General features: G+C 50.3%; 28 protein-coding genes. 15 read left to right on the top strand and 13 right to left on the bottom strand.

Going from position 1 to position 23,067, the window contains the following annotated elements; all coding sequences use genetic code 11:
* Positions 1–113 precede the first annotated feature (113 nt).
* From WMO46_RS13440 to WMO46_RS13455, 4 genes are all read right to left on the bottom strand, one after another.
* Complete coding sequence (locus WMO46_RS13440; RefSeq protein WP_004303959.1) at positions 114–371, bottom strand: hypothetical protein; 258 nt, start codon at positions 369–371, stop codon at positions 114–116.
* Between the two features lie 16 nt (positions 372–387).
* The gene (locus WMO46_RS13445) at positions 388–780 is read right to left on the bottom strand and encodes a hypothetical protein (protein WP_004303960.1); all 393 of its coding nucleotides are present in this window, start codon (positions 778–780) and stop codon (positions 388–390) included.
* 270 nt (positions 781–1,050) lie between these two features.
* Positions 1,051–1,320 (bottom strand): hypothetical protein, encoded by a 270-nt coding sequence (locus WMO46_RS13450; RefSeq protein ID WP_008143004.1) that lies wholly within the window; start codon positions 1,318–1,320, stop codon positions 1,051–1,053.
* A 167-nt stretch (positions 1,321–1,487) separates the two neighbouring features.
* Positions 1,488–2,060 (bottom strand): hypothetical protein, encoded by a 573-nt coding sequence (locus WMO46_RS13455; protein ID WP_004303961.1) that lies wholly within the window; start codon positions 2,058–2,060, stop codon positions 1,488–1,490.
* Positions 2,061–3,952: 1,892 nt separating this feature from the next.
* Between WMO46_RS13455 and WMO46_RS13460 the strand changes: the two genes are divergently transcribed.
* The 3 genes from WMO46_RS13460 (at position 3,953) to WMO46_RS13470 (ending at position 7,133) form a co-directional block, all read left to right on the top strand.
* The gene (locus WMO46_RS13460; protein ID WP_004303962.1) at positions 3,953–4,744 is read left to right on the top strand and encodes a hypothetical protein; all 792 of its coding nucleotides are present in this window, start codon (positions 3,953–3,955) and stop codon (positions 4,742–4,744) included.
* 534 nt (positions 4,745–5,278) lie between these two features.
* A complete protein-coding gene (locus WMO46_RS13465) occupies positions 5,279–6,526 on the top strand; it encodes an AAA family ATPase (RefSeq protein WP_004293619.1) in 1,248 nt (415 codons plus the stop codon).
* Positions 6,501–7,133 carry an RloB family protein gene (locus WMO46_RS13470; RefSeq protein WP_004293618.1) on the top strand — a complete coding sequence of 211 codons (633 nt, stop codon included), beginning with the start codon at positions 6,501–6,503 and terminating at the stop codon, positions 7,131–7,133. Before WMO46_RS13465 ends, WMO46_RS13470 begins: the two co-directional genes overlap by 26 nt.
* Before the next feature lie 151 nt (positions 7,134–7,284).
* Here the strand turns inward: WMO46_RS13470 and WMO46_RS13475 are convergent, their stop codons facing one another.
* From WMO46_RS13475 to WMO46_RS13495, 6 genes are all read right to left on the bottom strand, one after another.
* Entirely contained in the window at positions 7,285–7,686 is a 402-nt protein-coding gene (locus tag WMO46_RS13475; RefSeq protein ID WP_229034950.1) for a hypothetical protein, read from the bottom strand.
* A 28-nt stretch (positions 7,687–7,714) separates the two neighbouring features.
* Positions 7,715–7,954 carry a hypothetical protein gene (locus WMO46_RS13480; RefSeq protein ID WP_004293616.1) on the bottom strand — a complete coding sequence of 80 codons (240 nt, stop codon included), beginning with the start codon at positions 7,952–7,954 and terminating at the stop codon, positions 7,715–7,717.
* Positions 7,955–8,110: 156 nt separating this feature from the next.
* Positions 8,111–8,548 carry a hypothetical protein gene (locus WMO46_RS15645; RefSeq protein ID WP_004293615.1) on the bottom strand — a complete coding sequence of 146 codons (438 nt, stop codon included), beginning with the start codon at positions 8,546–8,548 and terminating at the stop codon, positions 8,111–8,113.
* A 2-nt stretch (positions 8,549–8,550) separates the two neighbouring features.
* On the bottom strand, positions 8,551–9,684 hold the full coding sequence (locus tag WMO46_RS13485; protein ID WP_004303966.1) for a phage antirepressor KilAC domain-containing protein: 1,134 nt from the start codon (positions 9,682–9,684) through the stop codon (positions 8,551–8,553).
* Positions 9,671–10,009, bottom strand: a complete 339-nt coding sequence (locus tag WMO46_RS13490; protein ID WP_004303967.1) for a hypothetical protein — start codon at positions 10,007–10,009, stop codon at positions 9,671–9,673. The genes WMO46_RS13485 and WMO46_RS13490 overlap by 14 nt, the downstream gene beginning before the upstream one ends.
* 10 nt (positions 10,010–10,019) lie before the next feature.
* Positions 10,020–10,472 carry a hypothetical protein gene (locus WMO46_RS13495; RefSeq protein WP_004293612.1) on the bottom strand — a complete coding sequence of 151 codons (453 nt, stop codon included), beginning with the start codon at positions 10,470–10,472 and terminating at the stop codon, positions 10,020–10,022.
* 288 nt (positions 10,473–10,760) lie between these two features.
* Here WMO46_RS13495 and WMO46_RS13500 point away from each other — a divergent pair, with 288 nt between their 5' ends.
* The 10 genes from WMO46_RS13500 (at position 10,761) to WMO46_RS13545 (ending at position 19,633) form a co-directional block, all read left to right on the top strand.
* Positions 10,761–12,083, top strand: coding sequence for a phage portal protein family protein (locus WMO46_RS13500; protein ID WP_004303969.1), 1,323 nt, complete (start codon positions 10,761–10,763; stop codon positions 12,081–12,083).
* 224 nt (positions 12,084–12,307) lie between these two features.
* Positions 12,308–12,943 carry a phage minor head protein gene (locus WMO46_RS13505; RefSeq protein ID WP_004303970.1) on the top strand — a complete coding sequence of 212 codons (636 nt, stop codon included), beginning with the start codon at positions 12,308–12,310 and terminating at the stop codon, positions 12,941–12,943.
* On the top strand, positions 12,924–13,502 hold the full coding sequence (locus tag WMO46_RS13510; protein WP_004303971.1) for a hypothetical protein: 579 nt from the start codon (positions 12,924–12,926) through the stop codon (positions 13,500–13,502). Before WMO46_RS13505 ends, WMO46_RS13510 begins: the two co-directional genes overlap by 20 nt.
* Positions 13,499–14,203, top strand: a complete 705-nt coding sequence (locus WMO46_RS13515; protein ID WP_004303972.1) for a hypothetical protein — start codon at positions 13,499–13,501, stop codon at positions 14,201–14,203. The genes WMO46_RS13510 and WMO46_RS13515 overlap by 4 nt, the downstream gene beginning before the upstream one ends.
* Positions 14,204–14,486: 283 nt before the next feature.
* Complete coding sequence (locus WMO46_RS13520; RefSeq protein WP_004293607.1) at positions 14,487–15,725, top strand: Clp protease ClpP; 1,239 nt, start codon at positions 14,487–14,489, stop codon at positions 15,723–15,725.
* 126 nt (positions 15,726–15,851) lie between these two features.
* Positions 15,852–16,901 (top strand): hypothetical protein, encoded by a 1,050-nt coding sequence (locus tag WMO46_RS13525; RefSeq protein WP_004293606.1) that lies wholly within the window; start codon positions 15,852–15,854, stop codon positions 16,899–16,901.
* Positions 16,902–16,976: 75 nt separating this feature from the next.
* On the top strand, positions 16,977–17,324 hold the full coding sequence (locus WMO46_RS13530) for a hypothetical protein (protein WP_004293605.1): 348 nt from the start codon (positions 16,977–16,979) through the stop codon (positions 17,322–17,324).
* On the top strand, positions 17,324–18,676 hold the full coding sequence (locus WMO46_RS13535; protein WP_004303973.1) for a DUF2586 family protein: 1,353 nt from the start codon (positions 17,324–17,326) through the stop codon (positions 18,674–18,676). Before WMO46_RS13530 ends, WMO46_RS13535 begins: the two co-directional genes overlap by 1 nt.
* A 3-nt stretch (positions 18,677–18,679) precedes the next feature.
* Entirely contained in the window at positions 18,680–19,135 is a 456-nt protein-coding gene (locus WMO46_RS13540) for a hypothetical protein (RefSeq protein ID WP_004293603.1), read from the top strand.
* A 6-nt stretch (positions 19,136–19,141) separates the two neighbouring features.
* Entirely contained in the window at positions 19,142–19,633 is a 492-nt protein-coding gene (locus tag WMO46_RS13545) for a DNA N-6-adenine-methyltransferase (RefSeq protein WP_004293602.1), read from the top strand.
* Between the two features lie 84 nt (positions 19,634–19,717).
* Here the strand turns inward: WMO46_RS13545 and WMO46_RS13550 are convergent, their stop codons facing one another.
* Genes WMO46_RS13550 through WMO46_RS13560 form a run of 3 tightly spaced genes read right to left on the bottom strand, consistent with a single transcriptional unit; the run spans position 19,718 to position 22,232 of the window.
* On the bottom strand, positions 19,718–20,482 hold the full coding sequence (locus WMO46_RS13550) for a metallophosphoesterase (RefSeq protein ID WP_004293601.1): 765 nt from the start codon (positions 20,480–20,482) through the stop codon (positions 19,718–19,720).
* The gene (locus tag WMO46_RS13555) at positions 20,479–21,261 is read right to left on the bottom strand and encodes a hypothetical protein (RefSeq protein ID WP_004303974.1); all 783 of its coding nucleotides are present in this window, start codon (positions 21,259–21,261) and stop codon (positions 20,479–20,481) included. Before WMO46_RS13555 ends, WMO46_RS13550 begins: the two co-directional genes overlap by 4 nt.
* Positions 21,255–22,232 carry a hypothetical protein gene (locus WMO46_RS13560; RefSeq protein WP_004303975.1) on the bottom strand — a complete coding sequence of 326 codons (978 nt, stop codon included), beginning with the start codon at positions 22,230–22,232 and terminating at the stop codon, positions 21,255–21,257. Before WMO46_RS13560 ends, WMO46_RS13555 begins: the two co-directional genes overlap by 7 nt.
* A gap of 224 nt (positions 22,233–22,456) precedes the next feature.
* Here WMO46_RS13560 and WMO46_RS13565 point away from each other — a divergent pair, with 224 nt between their 5' ends.
* Together WMO46_RS13565 and WMO46_RS13570 are read left to right on the top strand one after the other, a co-directional pair.
* Positions 22,457–22,813 (top strand): hypothetical protein, encoded by a 357-nt coding sequence (locus WMO46_RS13565; RefSeq protein ID WP_008860783.1) that lies wholly within the window; start codon positions 22,457–22,459, stop codon positions 22,811–22,813.
* 11 nt (positions 22,814–22,824) lie between these two features.
* Positions 22,825–23,010 (top strand): hypothetical protein, encoded by a 186-nt coding sequence (locus WMO46_RS13570; protein WP_004293597.1) that lies wholly within the window; start codon positions 22,825–22,827, stop codon positions 23,008–23,010.
* Positions 23,011–23,067 lie beyond the last annotated feature (57 nt).

A 23,067-nucleotide genomic window follows, 5' to 3' on the forward strand; every position in this document is an offset into this window, starting at 1 on the left:
CTAACCAAAATCTCGATAGCTTTTTCATTTATCCGCTATCATCGCGGCTTACCCTGATTGTAAACATAGGGATTATTAATTCATATTATTTTGCATGATTTTTTCCGGAACACCTATCCGGCATAGATGTACTTGAGCTTGGGCACTCCGTTCTGGAGCACGGTGAAGGCGTTTTCTTCCACCTGCACGTCCTTTGCCTTTGGCCACCATAGCCACGAGAGTTTCCCGTCGGGTTTGAGGAATGCCACGGCATTACCCTGCACTTTCCCGACCTCACGCACGCCGAGGTCTTTTCCGCCCTCGAACAGCCGGACACACCGCCACTTCGAGCCAAGCGTCATTTTCCGTTTCACGTCTGCTAATGTTTTCATACTCATTGCGTTTTTATTATTGCATATAAATTCTGCATTTCCGGTTGCACCGTCTCAGGCTGTCCGCCGAGAGCGGATAACTGCGGTTCAAATGGTCGGGAAACCCTTCTCGGAACATCAGCTCCGCCGTAGCGTACTCCTTGCACCATTTCCGCCGACGTCTCCCACGGGCAGGTCTCGTTTCCGGCATCCGCCTTTTCGGAGATTTCGGCACACGCCATTTCCCACCGACAAACACCGCTTCATATTCCCGTTGTAACACGCCGCTGCAATACGCCGCCACGCTGACAGCGGGCACACTTCCGAGCTGTCCCGTCGCGGCAAGGCTGTCAAGCGTATCGGTGGCAGCCTTGAAACTGGCAAAGCACCCGTAACTGCGGGTGCGCTTTGCGTCAAACACTTCTATCATATTTATTCGTTTTATTATTGGCACATCCGTTCTCCGCTTCCCCGCATAGGATAACAGCGGAAGCACGGCAGGCGGTTCCGCAGAACGCCAGACCGTGCTTAACCGTGTTATATACAAGGTAGGCACAACGCCTCACGGCGCAAGGAAGTCATATCGGAGGGAATTTTAGAAAAGTGCGGGCATTTCAGGGTGCAATCCTGACACAGTGTATATCAATGCCCGAAAAAGCGCGCACGCCCCGCAGTTTCCGCAGCACGTATGCGCGTCATGTTACTCGCCATCGTCCCCGCTGTCAATTCCGGCGGTGATGTTGCATATCTCCTGCAATGCCGATTCTATCTGCACAAGGTCGTCGATGTCGAACTTCACGGCATCGCAGTCCTTCTCCCACACTTGGCGGGCTATGAAGACGGCATCATGCAGCGACCGCTCGGACTCTTCCAGAGCGGTCTTCAGGTCGTCCACGGTGTACTCCCCGTCCTGCGGCGGAGGTACAGTCCCGGCACCGTTTTTTGCCGGGAAATTCTTTTCGCCTATCACGTTACAGTTGCTTTCGCCCGAAATGAAAAGCGCGTATTCTTGGCATACGCCACAAGAACACGCACTTACGACGGCAGATACGAAAAGGGCAGGCAGTCCCACACGTTCAGCGGGCTGCCTGCCGTCCTTTTGCCTTTTTCGGGCAGGTTTCAGTTACTCCGTTGCCCTTATGCCGCCTTTTTGCTTTCATCGGCAACCGTTCCGGCAGGCTGTTCCGCCACCTTTTCAGCCTTGCCGGTCTTGGTCGTTTTCTCGGCAGGCTTTTCGAGGTTGGCGAGGTTCGGGGCGAAATTCATGGCGTTGCGGATAGCCTTTGCAGCGGCATGGATTGTCTTTTGGAAATCACGGTTTGACTTCTCGAGGTCTACTTTGGTCGGCACAAGACCGATACGCGCCCAAACGCTGTCGGTAAGGTCGTACTTCTTGATACGATTTCCCGACTTCTCGCAGATGATGATTTCCGCAGGGGTTGTGGCACGGAATTTCGAGCGTATGCCGTCGGCATCGGCACGCAGTTTCTTTTCCTCCGCAATGGTGTGCCACATAGTTGCGACCATGTTTTTAATCACACGGAAAATCTCGTTGTCCGACTTGTCGGCAGGCTCAAAGTCCGCACCGAAAAAGTGCTGTGCCGTCTGCACGAGTTCACCGTCCTTGTTGGTAGAGTTGTAAACCAACATGATACCTGCAAACGAACCGATGTTTGCATACTGTTCCTTGTTCAATTTAGAAGTTGCCATAATGATAAAATTTTAGAAACACTGCGCAAAATCACGCATTGCGGGCACTCGGGGAGTCGAACCCCGAACTCTGCACCATAGCGCAAAGTGTGGCATTTCCTGCCACGCGCCCAAAAATTTGCCGTGCATTTCACCCTGCACGGCAAAATTTTTCGTAACTTTGTCGCACTTAAAACGTACCCCATAGCAGGCTATCCAAATGAGCGCATTTTCGGCATATCGTGTATCGGCTTACTCACGCATCACTCGTGTCGTGGCTCTGCGCTGCTTTACTCCAATTTCGGCAAGACGCTTCTCTGGCACGTCCCGGATCTTTCCCAATCCGGCAGCTAACTGTAAGGTGAGGCATTTAGGCGTTACCACCGAGCTGGGTATTGGGTATAGCATTGGCATATACATTTACCAGCGTCCTCTATGCGGATAGTTTTTACCGCTATCGTGCATTTTATTCCGAGCGCACAAGGGCGCAATTATGGCATTATTCTTACACGTCCTTTTTCCATACAACTCTCGCACTCCCAAATTTGCGTGCTTTGCGTATGCGGACTAAAAACACGTTTTTAGCCGTTCCAACTTGCTACATTGGTCTGTAGTCCTGCTCGGTGTGGTTATTTAACACCCTATTTAATCGCTCCAAAGCGAACAGGCGAATTTTTGATTTTCCAAGCCTCAAAAATAGGTTTCCCACAAAAAGGGCTTTTTGTTTCTCGCTCTCGGCGGTCTTTGCTTTTCTGTTTTTTAATTCTGTTTTTTACTATCTATTTTTTTATTCGTTTTTCTCCGTACTTGTTTGCCGTTTGTTTGGCTTTCGAGTACATGACTATTATAAAACCGTTTTTCAGAACTGCAAAACTTTTTGAGAAAAAAAATTTGGAACGTTCCAAAAACAGCCTTTTTGCGAATATGGAACGCACGCGCGCGAAGTGAATTTGTAAATAGTTGAATATCAATAAAATAGAAAAAATGATTTTCTTTGAAAAAAATTTTTCCTTTGCAAAAATCAAAAAAGCCCCGTTTCAACGTATGTATAAAATCAAAATCAGTTTTGTCTATTGATTATCAGATTATTAGCTGCTTAAAATGGATAAAATAGGACTGAAAAGATTTTTTTACTTTCAATTTGTAAGCAAAGATAATGTAAAAGACGTTTTTAGGCTTACTTTATACAAAAGTAAACCTAATAAATTATTGATATTCAATGGTGTAATAAAAATAAAAAGATTGGGGAGGGTGTACCCTCGGGTGCGGATTCGGTCTCTGTCCTCGGGCCGTTTTTTCAAGTCCGGTTTTCCAAAACGGCTCAAAATGCGGCTTTCGGATTGAAACTGTAAGCAGGTATCAAAAAATATACAGTAAAGTACTTGTATTTATCATGGTTGCTTAAGGTGCTGGTGTTCACCATGTCCCATATTTTTGAAATATTCTCATTTGTGGATGCCTGTCCTTTCAATTTTCACGGGTGTACAGACTTTCTGCACGATTTCCGGGTTCCGGCTTGAAGCTGTTTTTTAGATACGCTGAAAACGTATCAAAAAATATATAGAGACACGTCGGTATATTGACTGTTCTTAACCGGATTGGACGACGGAAAAGGAGGATGTGTATTCCTGTCATTCAGTATGTTCGGATATGCTTTTCACAATCGGACAATCTTGTAATGTTTTGTTCCTTAATCATATAGAATATACAGAACGAAGCTATCCACATGGATTCCGACTTATTTGTACGGTTTTTGTGACTTTATACAGGAAACCGTGGAAATGCAGAAGAAATGGGGTTCAGTTACCTGCCTTTTTGGTGAATTATACGTATATTTGCCGTATTGTATCCACTTATGTATGAAGTATGGCATTTTGCTGTTACAGGAAATATCTGGATAAAGAATCGAAAGAATGGAATCATATCATAAGAAGAAAATCGGGAGTATTCCGAAAGACAGCACGGGTGGGTCGTCCATTCGCAAGGGAATGGTCGTCTTCAACGGTGGGACATCGGAAACCGGACTTGTGGGAGATGTCACGGGTAATTGCGTGTCGGTTCCGGTAAGGATGACTGCGGGCAAAGAACTCGTTACCGATGACGCGGTCATGTTTCTGAATGATTGCCGGGAAGCGAGCGCAGAGCAAAAGATTGCCCTCCAACGCCTGCTGAACGAAGGCCATCTTGCATGGGACAAGCGCCGGGGTGTATGTTCGGAATCTCTCTATGCTCCCAAAGACGGACAGTTGGTAAAACTCAGTATCCTGGATGAGCATGTAATACTGGGGGCTTTCAAGGAAATCGACGCAAAAGGACGTGTTGTGCTGTATTGCCTGCTGGACGAAGACGGGAGCCTGCGCTATTCCCTGCATGAAACAGTCGGGTACGCGGTGAATCTCCAGATACTGCCTATCGGAACCAGTGGCCGTAGCAGGCTTTCCGATGCTCTACGCCAGAAAGGGCTTGCATGGAACGGACGGCTGAAGGAACTCGAACGGCTGGCAACACGTGTCAGACGCGGTGACAAGTACTATTACCTGAATGACATACTGGAAATCCGTGAATGCAGGGACAACAACAGGCCGGCGGACAGGAAACGGTTGGAATGCGGGAACTATTTCATGGAGCGGAGGGATGCCGAACTGGTACGTGACTGCGTGCGCTCTGTCGTAAGGCTGAACCGCGACAAGGATGCCAGACGGTAAGAGGGTGACGGTATAAGGTATTCGTTCTGTTTCTCTCTCTTGTATCTGGGGAGGAAGTGGTCCTTTAATCCTCATCTTATCCGTTTTCAACACTTTCCGATTCAAAAAAACAAAAAAACAGACGGCGTGCCGTCTGTCATGATTTGTTTCTTTTTTGGTATCTTTTTTCTTTGCGTCAAAGAAAAAAGTACATCTTTCTTCTTTCTTCTTGTATAATACTACTTATAGTATTGTTGCTACATTTGTAACACCCCTCCTGTCAGATACACGGTACATTTGTACCACATTGAGGGGAAAGATGTGGCGAATTTCGCGTCTTTCCACCCAAATTCCACTATCGGGAGCATGAATCGCAAGCCGATGTTGCCGCTTCGGAAAATTGCAGTCGCCTTTTGCAGGGCAGCATTGCAAGAACGAAAACGGTCTGATTTTCACGTGCAGGAAAATAACCGCAAAAAGAGATCCGATAAAACATCTATATATGAAAAATATCCCCTATATTTGCATAAAATTTACATATAACTGCGATATAATATGATTATTCAGTTCACAGTCGAAAATTTCCTTTCGTTCAAGGAGCCGGCGACCTTGTCTTTGGCTGCTTCCGCGCTGAAAGAAAAACAGACCCGGTCCGATGAGATTGTTTTTGAGCTTGAAGGTACGAACCTCTCTTTGCTGAAGAGTGCGGTCATCTACGGGGCCAATGCCAGCGGGAAATCGAATCTAGTCAAAGCGCTCGATTTCTTCAAATGGTTTGTCATCAATTCCTCCAAAGGCGTGCAGTCCGGCGAAAGCATACGGGTGGAAAGTTTCCGTCTCAACCGGAGGACGGAACAGGAGCCCAGTTATTTTGAGGCGGTCTTTGCCGACGAAACGGTCCAATACCGCTATGGGTTTGAAGTCGATGAAAAACGTGTACACCGGGAGTGGCTTTATCAAAAGGGCAACAAGCGCAAGGCAAAGGAGGTGGAACTGTTCCTGCGTGACGGCGATGAGTATGAACTGCATCCCAAATTTTCGGTCGGCAAAGAGGTTGTCGCCAAAAAAATGGTGCGCGACAATGCGCTGCTTCTTTCCGTGGCAGCACAGTTCAACGAAAGCGTCTCGGTGGAAATCATGGGATGGTTGGCCAACACCACGATTGTTCTTGGCAGCAGCGACGAGCGGATTTGGGAAATGGCGATAGCCCAGATCGATGATCCGTCCATGAAAAGGCGTATTGTGGAGTTTGCCCGGTTTGCAGACTTCGGAATCGACGACATACGCAAGGTTGACAATACAGTCATCAGTTCACACCAGCAATATGACGAGGAGGGCAACGCCACGAAGACGGTCACTTTCCCGTTCCGCGTAAACGAGTCGGAGGGTACGATCAAATACTTCTCGCTGGCTTATCCTATAATCGACGCGTTGGATCATGGCAAAAGGCTGGTTGTCGACGAGTTCGACTCGAAAATGCACCCTCTGTTGACCAGTCGCATCATCGGGCTGTTCAATTCCAGAGTGACAAATCCCAGGAATGCACAGTTGATTTTCACGACACATGACACCAACCTGCTTAATGCAAGCCTGTTCCGCAGGGATCAGATCTGGTTTACACAGAAAGATTCGTTTGGAGCCTCGGAACTCTATTCGTTGGCGGAATACAAGGTTCGCAACAGTGCACCTTTCGAAAAGGAGTACCTGATGGGGAAATATGGCGGTATCCCTGTCATCGGCCAGTTTGAACGGTTATTTGACCTGAGGGAGGAAGAATATGGCAGCACGGACGAACAAGCGTGATCCACGCGCGGCACGGACACTCAGGCGTATCAGTTTTGTCCGTGAGGTCAAACAATCCTTCCTGATCATCTGCGAGGGGGTAAATACGGAACCGGATTATTTCAATGCGTTTCGCCTGACCTCCGCCAATATTAAAGCGGTAGGCCAGGGACTCAATACGGTAGGTCTTGTCCAAAAGGCTTTACGGATGAAAGAAGAAGAGCGGAAGAAAGGACGCGAGTATGACCAGTGCTGGGTGGTATTTGACAAGGATGACTTTCCCGATCGGGATTTCAACCGGGCTATCGGTATGGCGGAAGCCGGTGGCATGAGGGTGGCATACAGCAACCAGGCTTTCGAGTATTGGTTCTTGCTGCACTATAACCTGGTACAAGGCCCGATGCACAGAAATCAATATGAAACAAAGCTATCCGGCTTGTTGGGCTTCTCCTACAACAAGGAAGCCGGTACAGGCGGTCGTGTTTTCAGGGAGCTGGGCGGTAAACAGGCTCAGGCCATCACGAACGCAAAAGCCGTATTGCGCCGAATGGAGGGAATACCGCCGGCACAAGCGGAATCTTCGACAACGGTGCATCTTCTTGTGGAAGAACTGAATAAGTATATTTAGCATATTCTGTCGTTTGCCCGGATAATATTGTACCCGGCTACCACCTCCTTCCGGTTTTATCGGATTTTATGTCGCAAAAACACAAAAACAGACGGCAAATCACAACGATGCCGTCTGTTTTTATTCATTTACGTTCCGTGGACAGATACGCTCAAACTTTTCGGTGTCTCTCTTTCCATTGGCTGACCTCTTCGTCAGAGACGGATGCCACGGTCCTTTTTTCCACATCGAACATCCGATGACAGAATGCCCTGGTAGAAAAAGGATTTCCAAGTTCCGCCAATATCCCTACAAGCCGGTTGTAGGAATCCATGTGCCACAGGTAATCGTACATCCCGCTGACCGGCACCCGTTCAAGCAATCCCATACGCGTTGTCTTTTCCACGCACTTGTCGAAAATCCGCGAACCCATCTCCATGTTCTCCATGTAGTACCGCTTGCTGCGCAAGGTGTCGTAACCTTTTTCACGCAGGCGTGTACGGTCTGCCATGTACAGCATGAAGATGACCTCTTCCGGGGTGAACGCGCCGACCAGCCCGGTGAAGCATTTCATAAACGGTATCACGTGTTGCCTTTTGTCGTCATTCCCTTTCATGTCCGTTTTCGCGTTCGTTCGTCCGTAATGTTTCCGCTTCCCCGTCATCCTTAATCGACGGATTGACATAGAACTGGCATATCCTGCCGTTTATCATCGGTTTATACACGGCGTATCCCAGTTTTTTGGCGTAACGCCCCACGGATACGCGGTTGGCGAACTTGCCGGTATGTTCCGTCAGGTGTTCCGACATCTCCCCGACGGTCATTCTGCTTTTCAGTTTCATATCATTCGCGTTTAAATGTTTTCCTGATAAAGGATAGCCGCGACTAATACGAACTGTTTGCAAATGGTATGAATTAATAAGAGGCGGTTCCATGAAATCGGCAAAGGAGGAATCAACCGGTTATACTGATACTTCATTCATGAAACCGTCCCTCATCTATTTTCCCATTATCCGGACAATCTCCCGTATCGTGTCGAAGTTCCGCTCGTCCAGCCATTCTTTGGCCACGTTCCACGAGAGCGACATTCCGAACTTCAGGTTCTCCATGGTGATGGTATGGTGCGACAACCTGCCTTCAGTGGGCTTGAGCCCTGCCGCGTGCAGTTCACACAGTCCGTCCTGAAAGAACGTGCACCCGCCTGCTTCCTGTTTCGCCTGTACCATCGGCACGATATACGGGATTTTTCCCAACAGCAGGCCTACCGCCCACCGAGTGGGTGCAAGACGCTCCCTGTATCCGGCTTTCAGCAACCGGAGGATGTCTTCCGGCGTACCGAGGCACGGTATCCGGCATTGCTGCCTGCACAGACGGCAACGGCACTCTACCGGCCGTCTTCCTGTCTTGCGGATGATCCGCTGTAATGCCGTTTCCATCGCTATGCACCCGGTGGGCAGTATTCAGGGTTCCTCTTGCGCCACAGTTCTATGATACACTCCCGTCCGGCCTGTGTCCATCGTTTGGTGGATCCGAAAGTATATACCTTGCCCCGGCTGTTCTCCCACGTGTAAGGCACATCGCATTGCCAGGCCCGGCAGGAAGGAAAGACCACCCATTGCCGCTTCTCGTACTTGCAGATGCCCTCTTCGGCAAGGAACTGGTGCAACTGTCGCGGCGATATGCCGAGTTCGTCAGCGATGCGCGTGCTCTTGAACCAGTCCCTGTTCTCGATAAACTCCTCGTAGAATACGATTTTCGGCAGGGATTCACTCACCACCTTCCGCAGTTCCAGAATCAGTCTCGTCGCCGATTCCATATCCTGCGGCATGGGACAATCCATACAGGGCAGACCGGGTGCCGCCACCCTGGGGCGTTCGCGTACGATTGTCTTCCCTCGTTTCACGGAGAGTTTGCCGATAGCCTCGCCCAACCATTCCGCCAAAGACAGGTCAGGGGCGATCCATCTGGCCAACGGTATGACAAGCGGTGATTCCAACCAGGTCGCACCGTGCCCCCGCCCCCGTGTGGTGAAGACTTGCGACTCGTATTTCCCGGTATGTCCGTTGCCGGCCATTTCCCTGCGGAGCATATCCGTGGAAGCGATGCGTAGCCATTCAGACGGGATTTTCCCGAAGTGCATCGTGATCTGCGTGGCGTTGACCATCAGCTTGTCGCCGACACGCCGGAACGTGACGGGGAACCCTTCCTCGAAGTGCATGACGATGTCGTCCTGCGGGACGGCGTGCAGCTCCCCGGCTTCCAGTTCCAGAAGCTTGTTGCCCCACACTTCCAATTCATCAAGCAGGTCACGGGGTATAATAGTCTCCTTGCGTACCAGTTGTAAAAGCCGACGCATATCGATGGGACGGAAACCCCACTGTTCCCTGCCGTTTTTCCGGAAACTGATTTTCAATGCCGTCGGGCAAACACGGGCGATGGCGCCGTTTTCAAGCAGTTCGTCCCGCTTGAGTATATCGCATATATCCACGGCGCAGATATGGAGCTGGCCGTTATGGTTCCGGGAAACCCTTATGTTCCAGTCCCGGAACGGAACATTCCTATTTTCCCTCATAGGTATTTCCTCCTTTCTTTTGGTTATCAGACTTACGTTTGTTTTCAAGCAAGGCTCTCTTATGTGCCATCTTGCGCACCGGATAGTACGTGCGTTTCTCGCCGCAAAGGGCGTCATAATCTTTCAGCATCAGTGTGCCGAGGTCGGCCAGCTCGATTTCCACATCCGGATGCAGATGCCTGAAATAGAGTCCGCCGCTGCATACATACTTGCCCGTGCAACAGAATGAGATAGCCTGCAAGTTGCCTTTTGTCAATTCCGCCGCGCTGTGCAGCGAGCGCGTGACCGCTACAAGAACCTGTGCCCCGTTGAAGATGAGCACCATCTTGGGTCGTTTAAATGTGCTGCGTCTCATGTTGTTCTAAAATTTGCGTTAATTCCTCCTTTGTAAATCTAAGACCGGCAGCCTGTACCAGCCAAGTGTCTGAAACCGTAAATCCACCGGACAGCAGTTCGTCCACGCGCTCCAGAAGGTAGACACCGAACGCGGGATCGATGTAAACGACAAATAATAGAGCCAGACATTCATCAATTAACAGGTGTCCCGACGCCTCGTCACGGATGATCATCTTTTCCCTGTCTATTCCGTAGGCGTCTGCCAACGCCGTTGCCCAGTGATGGAAAGCGACACGGAAATCACGGACATTATGCCGGCGTGCATCTCCTTTGGCCTGGATGAAGCGTGTCGCGTCGAAATAGACCGGTCCGTCTTCCCGTAACGTTCCGAAAAGCAGATCGGGGAACTCCCTGTACCGGATTATCCGGCAGGGAATCTTTTCTTCTTTCATGTTCTCTTTTTCATTGTTCTTGGATTTGTATCTAACGTGGTGCAAAGATATATCTTTTTAATATGAAATACACTATAAATATATACATAAATTACACTTTTAATAAATTGTTAATTACTGATAATAAGATATTTACAACGCAAATAAAACCGAAATATCTATATATTTAAGTTGCATATTTCGGTTTGTAAATCAAGCATTAAGAGTCCCGTTCTCCATATATTCTTTTAGCCGTAAAAACCTCTCTTGAGGATTGTCTCTACTCTTTGAACAAGAAACAAAAAAATTATGGCTACATCGGACAAATCATTTAACGGGGAACTCTTGGAGAGTATTTTTAAGACCTCCAAAAAGACAATTCAGGAGTATGTTCGCGAAATCGAGCGCAACAACCGCTACCGTTCATGTCGTCAGGATACCGGTTCGGGATATATTCTCGATGACCGCGCCCGGCTCATTGACCTGTATGAAGCCTGCCTGCAACAGGACGCTCATATACGTTCCGTTGTCGAGACACTGGAAAGCCAGATTCTCGGCGACCGCTATATGCTTGCCCGTGTAAACGAAAAGGGAAAATACATCAAGGACGTGGCGAACTCCCTGAAGATACAGGGTTCGCAGTTCGACAAGATAATCAAGGGCATAGTGGAATCCAAACTCTACGGGTACACCCTGCTTGAAATCATGCCGCATACTGACCCCAGAACGGGCAGGCTGGCGGAAGTCAACATCATCGAACGGCGTAATGTGTTACCGGACCAGAAAACGGTACTGAAGCGGCAGGGACTGTGGGAGCCGCATTGGGATTTACATGACCCGGCATATTACCGTTGTTATGTACTGGTAAACTCCGGCGACTTGGGACTTTTTTCCGCCACGACCCCTTTGATACTGGCCAAGAAATTCACGGTGGCCAACTATGTGAACTTTTCCCATACTTACGGACAGCCGATTATCCACGGAAAGACGGTCAGCGAGAGCAATGCCGACCGCAAGAGGCTGGCTAACGAGATAGCCAACGCGGCACAGAACAAGGTGGTGGTTACCGGCATTGAGGACGAGGTCGATATCAAGACATTCACCATGTCCAACTCGGAAAAGATATATACCGGGCTTATCGAGTTTGTGAACAAGGAAGTTGCCAACCTCGTGCTCGGCTCCGAGTCGATGGCCGGAGGGATGCAGTCGTACGTGGGTTCCACGAAAGCACACCAGGACATTTTCCGCGACCGTATCGAAGTCTACCGTCGGTATATCGAAAACATCATGAACGAGGAGATAATCCCCCGCCTGGTGGCTATCGGGTATATCCCCGGAGGATTGGAGTTCCGGTATTCGAACCGGATAGAGATGAGCAACGAGGACCGCATCAAGCTCTATTCGCTGATCACGGACAAATATGAAGTGGCGGCCGATGAGATCGAGAAAGAGTTCGGTATCAATGTGGGCCGGCAGCTCAATGTTATCCCGGGATTAGGTTTCGGAGCCGAAGGCGGCTCATCCGGTCTCAGCCACAACGACCGGGGCATCATGTCGGACGAGGAGTATTTCCGGCGTTACGGACGCCCCCGGGGGGCGAAGGTCGGAAATTTTCTGCGGGGAGCGGAATAGAAGCCCGTCTTCCGCTCCCGGACAACGCTCCGTTCAGAGCTGTCAGGGCATCTGCAACCACGGAATCCGATACGGAAAAGGAGTATCGTGTCATTTTCGATGCATTCCGCAGGCTGATCCTCTATTGGGAGAACAGCGCGGAACGTCTCGACATTATAGAGGACATCATCACCCTGCGTGCCTCTTTCCTCATAGACCGTGCGCTGACAGGTCTGCGAATCGACATGGACCGGGCATTGGAGATACTGAAAAATCACAACTCCTTTACAACAGAGAGGGAACGGCAGCAGCGTGACATCCTGATTGCAGCCATAGACAACCTGGTGGATTTTGCCGCGGCAGAGGAGTATTCCATGCTCGGGGAACTGCCCGAGACAGCGGATGAACAGGACATGGAAGCACACGAAAAGATATGCCGCAGGTATAACCTCGTCCATGCGGAGGAAGAGAACAACCAGGTATTCTTCGCGGCCTCGATGGCCGCATGGTGGATGGCGGTGGATATGGATACCGTGCTTACCTACATGACACAAGGCGATGAACGGGTACGTGCCTGGCATCTTTCATTGGAAGGGATTTCCTTCCGCAAATCCGAGTTTCCTCCGGAACTGATACCGCCGATCGAATGGGGATGCCGCTGCTTTCTGGTCGCGGAGGGGTTCGCCGCTGTCCGGGCGGCTTTGCCGGATAAGGGAGACTATCTGGAAAAGGTGGATCCGGTCTTCCGGGAGAGCCTGGCAACCGGCGGGCGTATCTTTTCCGATGCGCACCGCTATTTCTCCGTCCCGCTTCCGGGTTACATGAATGATATTGTGAAACGCATTAAAGGAAAGTTCGCCTATGCCCAAGATAACGCTTGATGAGTTTTGCAGCCACTGGGTAAGCAGGACCAGTACGCGCGTCATGGCCAGCCGGCTAGAGTTCAACGTATTCGACTTCGCAACTGCTGCCGGTGACTATACCAGGCAGCAGTTCCTGTCCTCATTCGCTTCGGGGGGATTCAACGGTAGCAAATGGGCGCCTCGTACCTCCAAATGGGGAAAGAGGTTCACCCATCCTCTCATGAACGATACGGGGACTCTGGCCCGGAGCATACAGTCGGAAGCCGGCCGGACAGACATAGTGGGACGGCGTTCGGACCGTACGCGCATCTTCCGGAAAGGCGCCAGGTATTGCATGTGGACTACGGAAAAGAGCTTTCCAGTCAAGGGCAAGCGGGGACGCAGCAAGGAGCGTTACGGGCATTATGCCGCCATACACAATACCGATCCGAAGTTCGGGCTGTACACGGTAAACCAGTATTCCACGCGCCGTCCCGTACACCGGCAGTTCATCGGATTCTCACCGAAAACGGACGACTATATCGCCGTCCATTTCATAGATATGATTTTTAAAGGATTTCCACACCAGCCGCTATGATAAAAGACAAACACCCCGCACCACAGCCCGCACAACCGTCGGCACCGGCGGAGAGCCTGCCTGAAGAAGTTTCCGCGAACCCTTTCGTGGAGATATACCGGGCCGTTAAGCGGGCTGTCCTGACCCTGCGGGAGAATCCGGACGACCCGTTGTCGCCGCCCCTGTTCAAAACCGTCGCTATCGACAACGGCCAGTTCGCCCGCATTGTTCGTGACGATAACACGGAGTATGAGACTGTGTTCCCTGCCGTGTTCATCCACTTTATCAACGTGAGGTACCTGGTACAGCAACAGCGTATCGGTGAGGGACGCGCCACCATGCGCGTGCGGTTTATCCTGAATACGCTCAACAATGCGGACGAAGACAAGGAATGCGAGGCGTTTCTGGTCTTCCAGCGGCTCAATGTAGCCATACAGGATGCCAAGAACCATGAGCCGGCGCTGAGCGAGCGGTGCAACCTGACCTATTTCGACATGCCGCTTTCAACCAATATGTTGCAGGCGTACTGGATAGACTACGAGGTATGGTTCAGGGAATCTTCCGCGTGGAAATACAGGGACTGGGTAAAAAGGTATGTGGTCATGCCCCCGTTCACCCAACACAGCGATGCGCCGCAACATGACAGCGGCGGACACGGCTTCCATCCGCGTCCGGAACATGACGAAGTATCTGGTTTTTCGGATACCGGATCGAAAAATTGAAATCCATGCAGGAGATTTATCCGCACTGCGTATAAACAGACATGAATCAGCAGATAATACAAGACTCATGATACATTTTCTGTACTTGCTGAATTTAGAATGTTCAGCATGCCGGTCTTGATACAAATAGTTGCAACCGGTCTGTAATTTGAACAATCTATTATACTGTAAAGATAATCGCATTTCCATAAATGGATGGATTCTCATATTTCCACTTCCATAAATAGCAGTGCAAAACCTTTTCTTTTCCCACCGCCTACTCTTGTTCAAATAACCCTTGCATATGGATATGAACACACTTCAATATGTCGTCGGAGAGGCGAAGGCAGGCCAGCCGGCTGTTATCCGTTTCTTCGGTCGCGTGACGGAAGAGACGACCTCACGTTTCAATGACGAGTTCGACTTTTTGGAAAATATCATCCGTCCCTCCTGTATCCGTGTGTTGATCAACTCGGAGGGCGGCAGTGTCCTTTACGGCATGTCCACCTATTCCACCATCGCCAATGCCACGGTGGATACGGAATGTATCATCGAAGGGGTCGCGGCATCGATGGCCTCCATCATCTGGGCGGCGGGCAAGCGTTCTCTCATGCGTGATTATGCCATACTGATGATTCATAACCCGATGTTGCCGGACGATGACGGAGGGGAACCGTCGGACATGGTAACGGCTTTTACCAAACAGATCGAGACGATTTACCGGAAACGGTTCGGCCTGAAAGCGGAGCATGTGCGGGCCATCATGGACGGACAGGCAGGAAAGGACGGGACCTATTTCGACGCACAGGCTGCCGTCAAGGCCGGCATCATACCTGCGGAGCATGTCATCCATACCTCGAAGCAGCTTTGCCGTAAAGTGCATGACGAGATAGAAGGATTGACCGATACGGCCGCCATCCAGGAACTGATGAGCCGTGTCAGCGCGGGAAATAAACCTTTCAAAGGCATTGAACCTACTCTTACAGAAACGGAAAACGATATGGCAAACGAAAACAAGACACAAGGCTTTGAGTACGGGGCGATTGCAGCCTCGCTGGGCATGAAGGACGGTGAGGTCAAGGACGTGATGGCACGTATCTCTGAACTGGCCGCGATGGAACCCAAATACAGAGAAATACAGAAATCACTGAGCGACGCGCAGACCGTCATCGCCGGAAAAGACGCCTCCATCCGGAACTTGCAGACAGACCTGGCCGCAGCGACGGCACGCCTTTCCGCCTACGAGCAGAAAGAGAAGGACGAGCAGGCTTCCCGTATCGAGACATTGGTGGAGAATGCCATTGCAGAAGGCAAGATTGACCGTGAGGCGAAAACGCAGTGGGTGGAGATGGCCGGTTCCAACTTCGAGTTGGCGGAAAGCACGCTGGCTTCCATTCCCGCGCGGGAGAAAATCTCGAAGGAAATCGCCGATGACCCTGCCAACATCCAGGCCACGGCGGAAGCGACAAAGACCGCCGAACAGCTGATGGCCGAGAAGGTGGCGGAAGTGGTCGGTGCGGATTTCAAGTTCCGAAAGCTCTGACAGACTATCCGCGGGCGTCCGCCCGATTTTAACTGACATGCCGGAGACCGCAGTGTCTCGCGCGGAAACAGCAGGTATCCGCCAGTCGGCCGAGTTTCATTCTTCAACGGAAAACTTAAAACGACAATGGCTGATACAGTAAACTTTCTTCAAAACGGGTATAGCGGCGAAGTACTTGAGGACTTGCTGACCTATACCGTGCAGGGCAATGATACAGTCCGCGAGGGACTGATTCATATCAAGACGGGCATCCAGCACCGCTATACGCTTCCTGCCATCAAGCTGGGCAACATTATCCAGGACAACGTGCCGACCCCACAACCCATCCACGGAGCCAAGGGCGATGACGGCACGAACGAGTACCAGTTCACCGAACGCCATCTTGAGCCGTCCGATTTTATGGTCTATCTCGAGTTTAACCCGAGGGACTACGAGAAGTACTGGCGTTTCGCGCAGCCGGAAGGCAATCTCGTGTTCCGCGAGCTCGACCCGAAAATCCAGGCGACGATGCTCCGTCTCCTTATGGACAAGAAAAACGAGTATATCGGAAACGCCATCTGGACTTCCGCCCGCGGAGGAGAGACGGTGGCCAAGATTACCGCACCGGAAGGCTGCACGAAAATCGGAGCCAACAAGGAGAAATATTTTGACGGGGTCATCAAACGGATCCTCGACAATGTGAACTCCTCCGATGCCGAGGTGGTTGCCGGAGGGCAGTGCATCATTTCGGGAACGACCGAGCTGACGGACGGGGCCGCGGTGGAGGCGGCGCTCTATGCGATGTGGAGGAAATGTCCGAAGCAGATCCGAAAGAAGACATCTCTGACCTTTGTGGTCGGATGGGACGCCTGGGACGCGTATGACCAATATATCTCGGACAAGCAGGTCAAGTATTCCGAGAATACCGAGGTCAACCGCTATCGCTTCAAGGGCAAGCGCATCGTCCCGGTCGTGGGAATCCCCGAACACACGATGGTGCTCGGCGAGTTCTCCACCGGCATGGACTCCAACCTGTGGATGGGGGTGGATTACGCGAACGACACGGACATCCTGAAAATCGACCGTCTGCAGGCCAACTCCGAGCTGTTCTTTTTCCAGATGCGCATGAAAATGGACGTGAACATCGTCCGCCCGGCGGAGATCGTGGTCCATACCGCCTACAAGAAGAGCGAATAACACACCTTTCTTCATTCTCAATATCCACCCGGGGAGCGGAGGCAAGGCCCCGTTCCCCATTTTCATTCTACTGTTATGGCAAAGAAAATCAACACGGAGGAAACTCCGCAGACAGACAACAATAATATTCCTGCACCGGAGGCTCAGGCGGTGCCCGTTCCGGAAACGGCATCGGAAAACCTCGGGACAGGCGGCGAGACTGAAGACAGGCTGCCGGCCAAGACCGCGGGGAAAGGGAATGCAGGGTCGGAGGAGACGACAGAGCCTCACATCCTGTCCCTGTTGAAAAAGTTCCCGGCATATCCGTCGCTGTACATCGACACGCACGGAGGAACCTATGCGCCGGACACGGCGGCCGCCATCAGGGGCAAGGCCGTACTCTACAGGAATCCTTTCTACAACGAACTTAAAAAGAAATCATAATGGCACTCGGTAATGTATTTATCAAGGATGTGGACGGCAATATTCCTTACGATACCGGCTCGTCGGGCGAGAAGGTGACGGGACTGCTGTTCGACGTGTCCCTCCAGCCGACGCTTTTCACGGAGGGGTATGGTAAAACCAATGAGACCAGGCTCAAGCCTGGCGATGTCTGCTACATCACCTCGTTCAAGTCCGCCGTGAACGACTTCGGTATCATCGAACGTGTGGAGGCAACCGACGAGGAGGAGATGAATGTCAATTTCCTGCACGGCATCCCGGCATACCATATCCGTGAATTTTTCCGCATGTCCGGCAATCCGGGCGGTTCAGGAAAACTCTACGTGATGTTCGCGGACTGTTCGGCGAACTGGGATGCGCTGGAAATCATGCAGCGTGCTGCCGGGGGTATGATCAACCAGATAGGCATATGGACGGAACAGCCGCTGTGGAAAGCGAACGGCGCATCGGAACAATACAACCTCAATCTGGTAAAGGGGCTCAACGACGTGGCCGTGGGGCTTGCGGAGCAGAACCAGCCGCTCTCGCTCATCCTTTCCGCCAATCCTTCCAATACGGGGGCGGATACGACTGAGGGGCGTCAGATTGACCTGAATAAAATACCTTCATGCATCTGTGAATCAAGCCGTATCAGCTGTATATTCGGCCAGGCGCATCACGAAAAGATCTCCACGATGCAGATGTGCAACAGGAACCATACGCCCGTGGGATTTTTGGGAGCGGTTATGGGAGCCATAGCAAAGGCCAACGTGCACGAATCCATCGCATGGGTCAAGCAGTTCAATCTCTTCGCGGACGATTTCCAGGAAATAGAGTTGGGGTTCGGGGACATCAACCTCGACGAGGCAGAGGAGAACTTCCTCAGCCTGAACCGGTACGAGTCACTCTCCCCGTCACTGCTGGACGAACTCGACGATAAGGGGTATATTTTTCCCATCAAGTATGCCGGCCGCGAGAACGGGATCTACATCTCGAAAGACCAGACATGCTCACATGGGGATTTCCGTACCATTGCCCGGAACCGCACCATCAACAAGAGCCGCCGTGCCGTGCGTGCAGCCCTGCTGCCGTATGTGAACTCACCGCTGATGGTCAATCCTTCAACCGGGTTCCTCGCCCCGTCGAAGATTACAGCTTTCAAGACACTCATCGGGGATATACTGGCCAAGATGCAGGCGGCGCAGGAAATTTCAGGATACGCCGTCACTATCGACCCGAACCAGAACGTGTTGGTGGACGACACGCTGCGCATCTCCTATGTCCTTGTCCCGGTGGGCGTGGCCGTGAAGATTTATGTAGAGGAAGGACTGTCATTAACCGCAAATAAGACATAGCATATGGCAATAATCAACAATGTAGCATACTCGTGGTCGATGATAACCCTGTCATCGACCGCCCTGGGAATCGATGAAGGTTCCACGACCCTTGAAGGCGTGTCGGCCATCAAATGGTCGAAGAAGCGCAAGGTCGAAAGTAACTACGGCATGGGAGGACGGCCGGTGTCGAGGGGGTTCGGGAACATTACCTATACGGCGAGCATCACGATGGACTATGCCACGCAACAGCTGTTGCGTTCGGTGTACGGCTCGCTGCTCGAAATCGGCGAGTTCGACCTGATTATCAGCTTTGCCAACCCGATGGCCGGCGAGGACTGGACAACGACGACCGTAACGCTCAAAGGTTGCATCTTCACGGAGGATTGTCTCGAGTCACAGCAGGATGATACCAATATCACCCATGAATTCGATCTCAACCCGTTCGATATCCAAATCGGCTCGGGTGATACAATCTAAGCTGTCATGGATGTAACTTTCGAGGGGAAATCTTCTACCGGAAAGAACGAATGGCTCACGCCTCCCTGCCTGCTTCGGAGGCTGGGGCCGTTCGATTTGGATCCGTGTTCGCCCGTAAACCGCCCATGGGATACGGCGCGACATCACTATACCATTGAGGATGACGGCCTGCAACAACCCTGGTTCGGACGTGTGTTCTGCAATCCTCCCTATGACACTGCACTGATTGTCCGGTTTATCCGCAGGTGTGTCGAACACAGGAATGCCGTCGCGCTCACTTTTGCCCGCACGGACACGCGCCTGTTCCACGAACTGATATTCCCAAACGCCGATTCAATACTCTTTATCAAGGGACGGCTCAGTTTTTACCATGTTACGGGGGAACAGGGTGGTACGGCCGGAGCGCCGTCATGCCTGATCGCCTTCAACAAAGAAAATACCGCGGTTCTGGAAACATGCGGTATCGACGGGAAGTTGGTGAAGCCACGACTTCAATAGTCAACCATAAATTTGTTACATAATAACCCGTCTGTTTGCCGGATATTGACCTTGGCTGACAGACGGGATTTATGTATGGCAGACTTAAATCGAAATATGCGCTTCCTTATCGAATGACGTATGCTCGTTACTGAACACATAGCCCAACTGGTTGCATATGCACCGGGTGTTTCCGATGACCTTATTGATATTGCGGTGCGAGTGGCCATATATCCAGTATTCAATCGGGCTGTCTGCAATGAAACCGCCAAGCTCCACGGTAAATGCCCCATTGAGCGGACTGCCCTTGAACTCCGGCGCCATCAGTTCGAATGACGGTACATGATGAGTGGCGACAATGAGATGTCTGGCAGTACTTTGTTTTACGCTCTGTTCCAGAAAACGGAAACAGCGCGAATGTTCGTCATTGAACCTTGTCCAGTCCAGCGGTTCGCTGCCGTAACGCATCCTGCGGAAATCTGTGATGGCTGCCTCAGTTTCATAGGCATCCTGCAACAGGATATGTGACCACAGTGTGGTAGCGATCAATTCTATATCGTTACCCAATGGGATAACGGCATTATAGTGGCAGGTGATGTTTTCCCTGATTTTGAGCGACCAGCCGTTATACAGCTTGTCTATGTCGAACATCTTGTAAAACTCGTGGTTTCCGGGAACCACGATGACCCGGCTGTAATTTCCGGAAGCCCAGTCCCAGAACGGATGTCTGGAGTAGTTCTCATCTCCGATATATCCTATATCTCCGGCAAGGACAAGCACTTCTCCGGCAACAGCCAGCGGGTTGTGCTTCAAAAAACTGCTGTTCTCCCGAAACTCGAGATGCAGGTCGGATGCGTATTGGATTCTCATTGTTGTGTTATGAAATTGGCTTCAAGTTGTTCCAATAACTGTTCTCCGGAAATGCTTTTAAGTCCTGCCGATTTGAAAAAATCAGAGTTTGGCACTTCTTCTTTGACAGCCAGGCAAAACCTGTCAACATCTTGTTTAAGCGAATCAGGAACTTCGTAGGTGTCGGCAGGAGCAAGCATGGCAACCAGCCGGAATACATCTTTCTTGTGCTTGACGATATGTTTGCTGTCCACTTGTTCTCCATTGTTTTTCCGCTCGGTCATTTCTAAATAGGCCCTGCATTTCAGACAGATAAGACTTTCAATGTTCGCAATATGTACGCCCTCCTCCAACGTGCTGTGTTCAATGGTATAATTATAATAGTCATCATCCATCAAAATGGCTGACAGACTTGACAGGTCATCATCAACCGGAATGGGGGTAATGTGGGCATCGTCCGGGAATTTGACAACCCCGATATTTCGTGAAAAGAGTTCTATCTGATACGGGAAATCCGGATTTCCCGGTTCCTTGAACCTGTAATATTCATGCCTGCATTCCCCGTTCCCGGTTCCCTTATTCCTTTGTCTGTACCCTGCGGTTTTTACAAACTCCCAGAATTTTGCAGCAAAATCCGAAGACAGCGCCTCCACAATCAGTATAATGTCTATGTCCTTGGTCGCCCTTGGAGTTTGTGCATATATTTCTTCATGCATTTCACAGGCAGTACCACCTATGATGACATAGTTTCCTTCATATCCGGTGAAAAACTCCCTGAATTTATCAATTCCTCTTACCATATCATATTATTTATCATAGTTTCCAATTCTATTTGAATGCGTTCATCATCCATATCCTTCATGGCCAGAAATAAAGACAATTTGTCTACAATGCCGTTTTTTGAGAAAAAACATGGATTGTAACGCCATATCTCTATGCGGGTCTCGCCATATTCCTTGTCTGTCCGGATTTGCAACCGTCGAGCTTCTTCTTTTGCAATGGCATAAGTGTCATTTTTTTCCTTGTTCAGCATTGAATATTCCGACAAGGCATTTACTCCACTAATACAAAATACTTCATCAGGCAGACTATCGGTATATACAATCCGCTCGATGGGGTTCGCCAGGAACGGCAACATCCTGTCCCATAATTCACGCTTTTTGAACTGAAATATCATACTCTTTGTCTTGCCGCCGGATAAAGCGATAACTTCTTTATCTTTCAGCCATCTGACCGCCCGGTTTACATTGGCATACGACACGTTGAAAAGATCTGCAATATCATAAGTTCCTTTCCCTTCGAGAGACTTTACTTCAAGATGATAAAGGATTATGCATTGGGCAATTGCAGGAATCTGCGTTTCTTCACCGCCCCCGATATTATTTTTATGCGGTTTCAAATCTATCAACAAATCCGGTATGAACATTTGCTTTTGCGGTATGATGAAATTTACACGATGTCTGACAAGACGCCGTACATTATAGGCCGCCACTGTACGCAATACAAATATTACCGGGCATTGGGCTTTTCGCTCAACCAGTTCTTTTTGTTTCCGCATCTGCCCCGGAGTATATGCAGAACTGTCTGCACTATACAGAAGAACTACGTCATGCCCCAACAAGTTAGCCGTACAAAATGTATAACCGGCAGTAATATTGGCTGGGAATGTATGCAAGACATCCTTTTCGACCGGCCTGATGTCCGCCCTCAAATCAAGCAATTCAGCGATGTACCGGCTTGTCACATCTATAAAATCATCTATTTTGCACATAATCATTTATGTTTGAGAATATGCAAAATTAACGATTATATACTATATATCAAAGAAATATATGAAATATATTCAGCGAAATTTCCTTTAAAGACTGATCTGGGAATATCAGGAGCAAAGAAGTTTTTTGTATAACATATGGATTACAAGTGAATAAGAACCGTGTCTTCAACCTTTCCACGATTCTTTGTCCTACTCTTTCGGTGAATCAAAACAAATTCGATATGGACGAAAAAATGCTTTCATTGGAACAGGAGATCAAGATCAAGGAAAAAGCCCTCAAACTGAAAGAGGAGAAGAAACTCCGCAAGATTTGTCCGATGGTCGTTTTCGGAGACACCGCAAACGGCGAGAAAGAGATTTATGTGGCCTACATGTCCGAACCGAGCTTTCCGCAGTTCAGCAAATTCATGGCCGCTTCCAAAAAGGACGAGGTAATCGCCATGCGCACGTTGGCCCGCGACTGCTTCGTGGACGGAGATAAGGAACTCGTGGACGACGAGTCGCTCTTCCTGTTCGGTCTGATGGGACAGCTTTCCGAGCTGATCACCACCCGCCAGAGTGTCCTGGTAAACTTATAAGCCGGTGGGTAGTGACCGACGAGCAGCGCATCCGCCAGCGGATGATCTATGTCCGCCACTACTTTCCCGGCGTCAACCTCGACACGATTTCCGACGAGGAGTTCGCGATGCTTTCCGAAGAGGCGTTGTGGCTGCACGAGCAGATGCTCATCAGCCGTATGCCCGTTCCGATGTCATTGCCGGAGAGGACTCCTTGACCTGCCGCCGTAAGCTTCCGGTTTGCGGCGGCCTTCGTTTCATAATCTCCGCCCTTG

The sequence above is a fragment of the Alistipes intestinihominis genome, from assembly GCF_040095975.1.
GTDB classification, from domain to species: Bacteria; Bacteroidota; Bacteroidia; order Bacteroidales; family Rikenellaceae; genus Alistipes; species Alistipes senegalensis.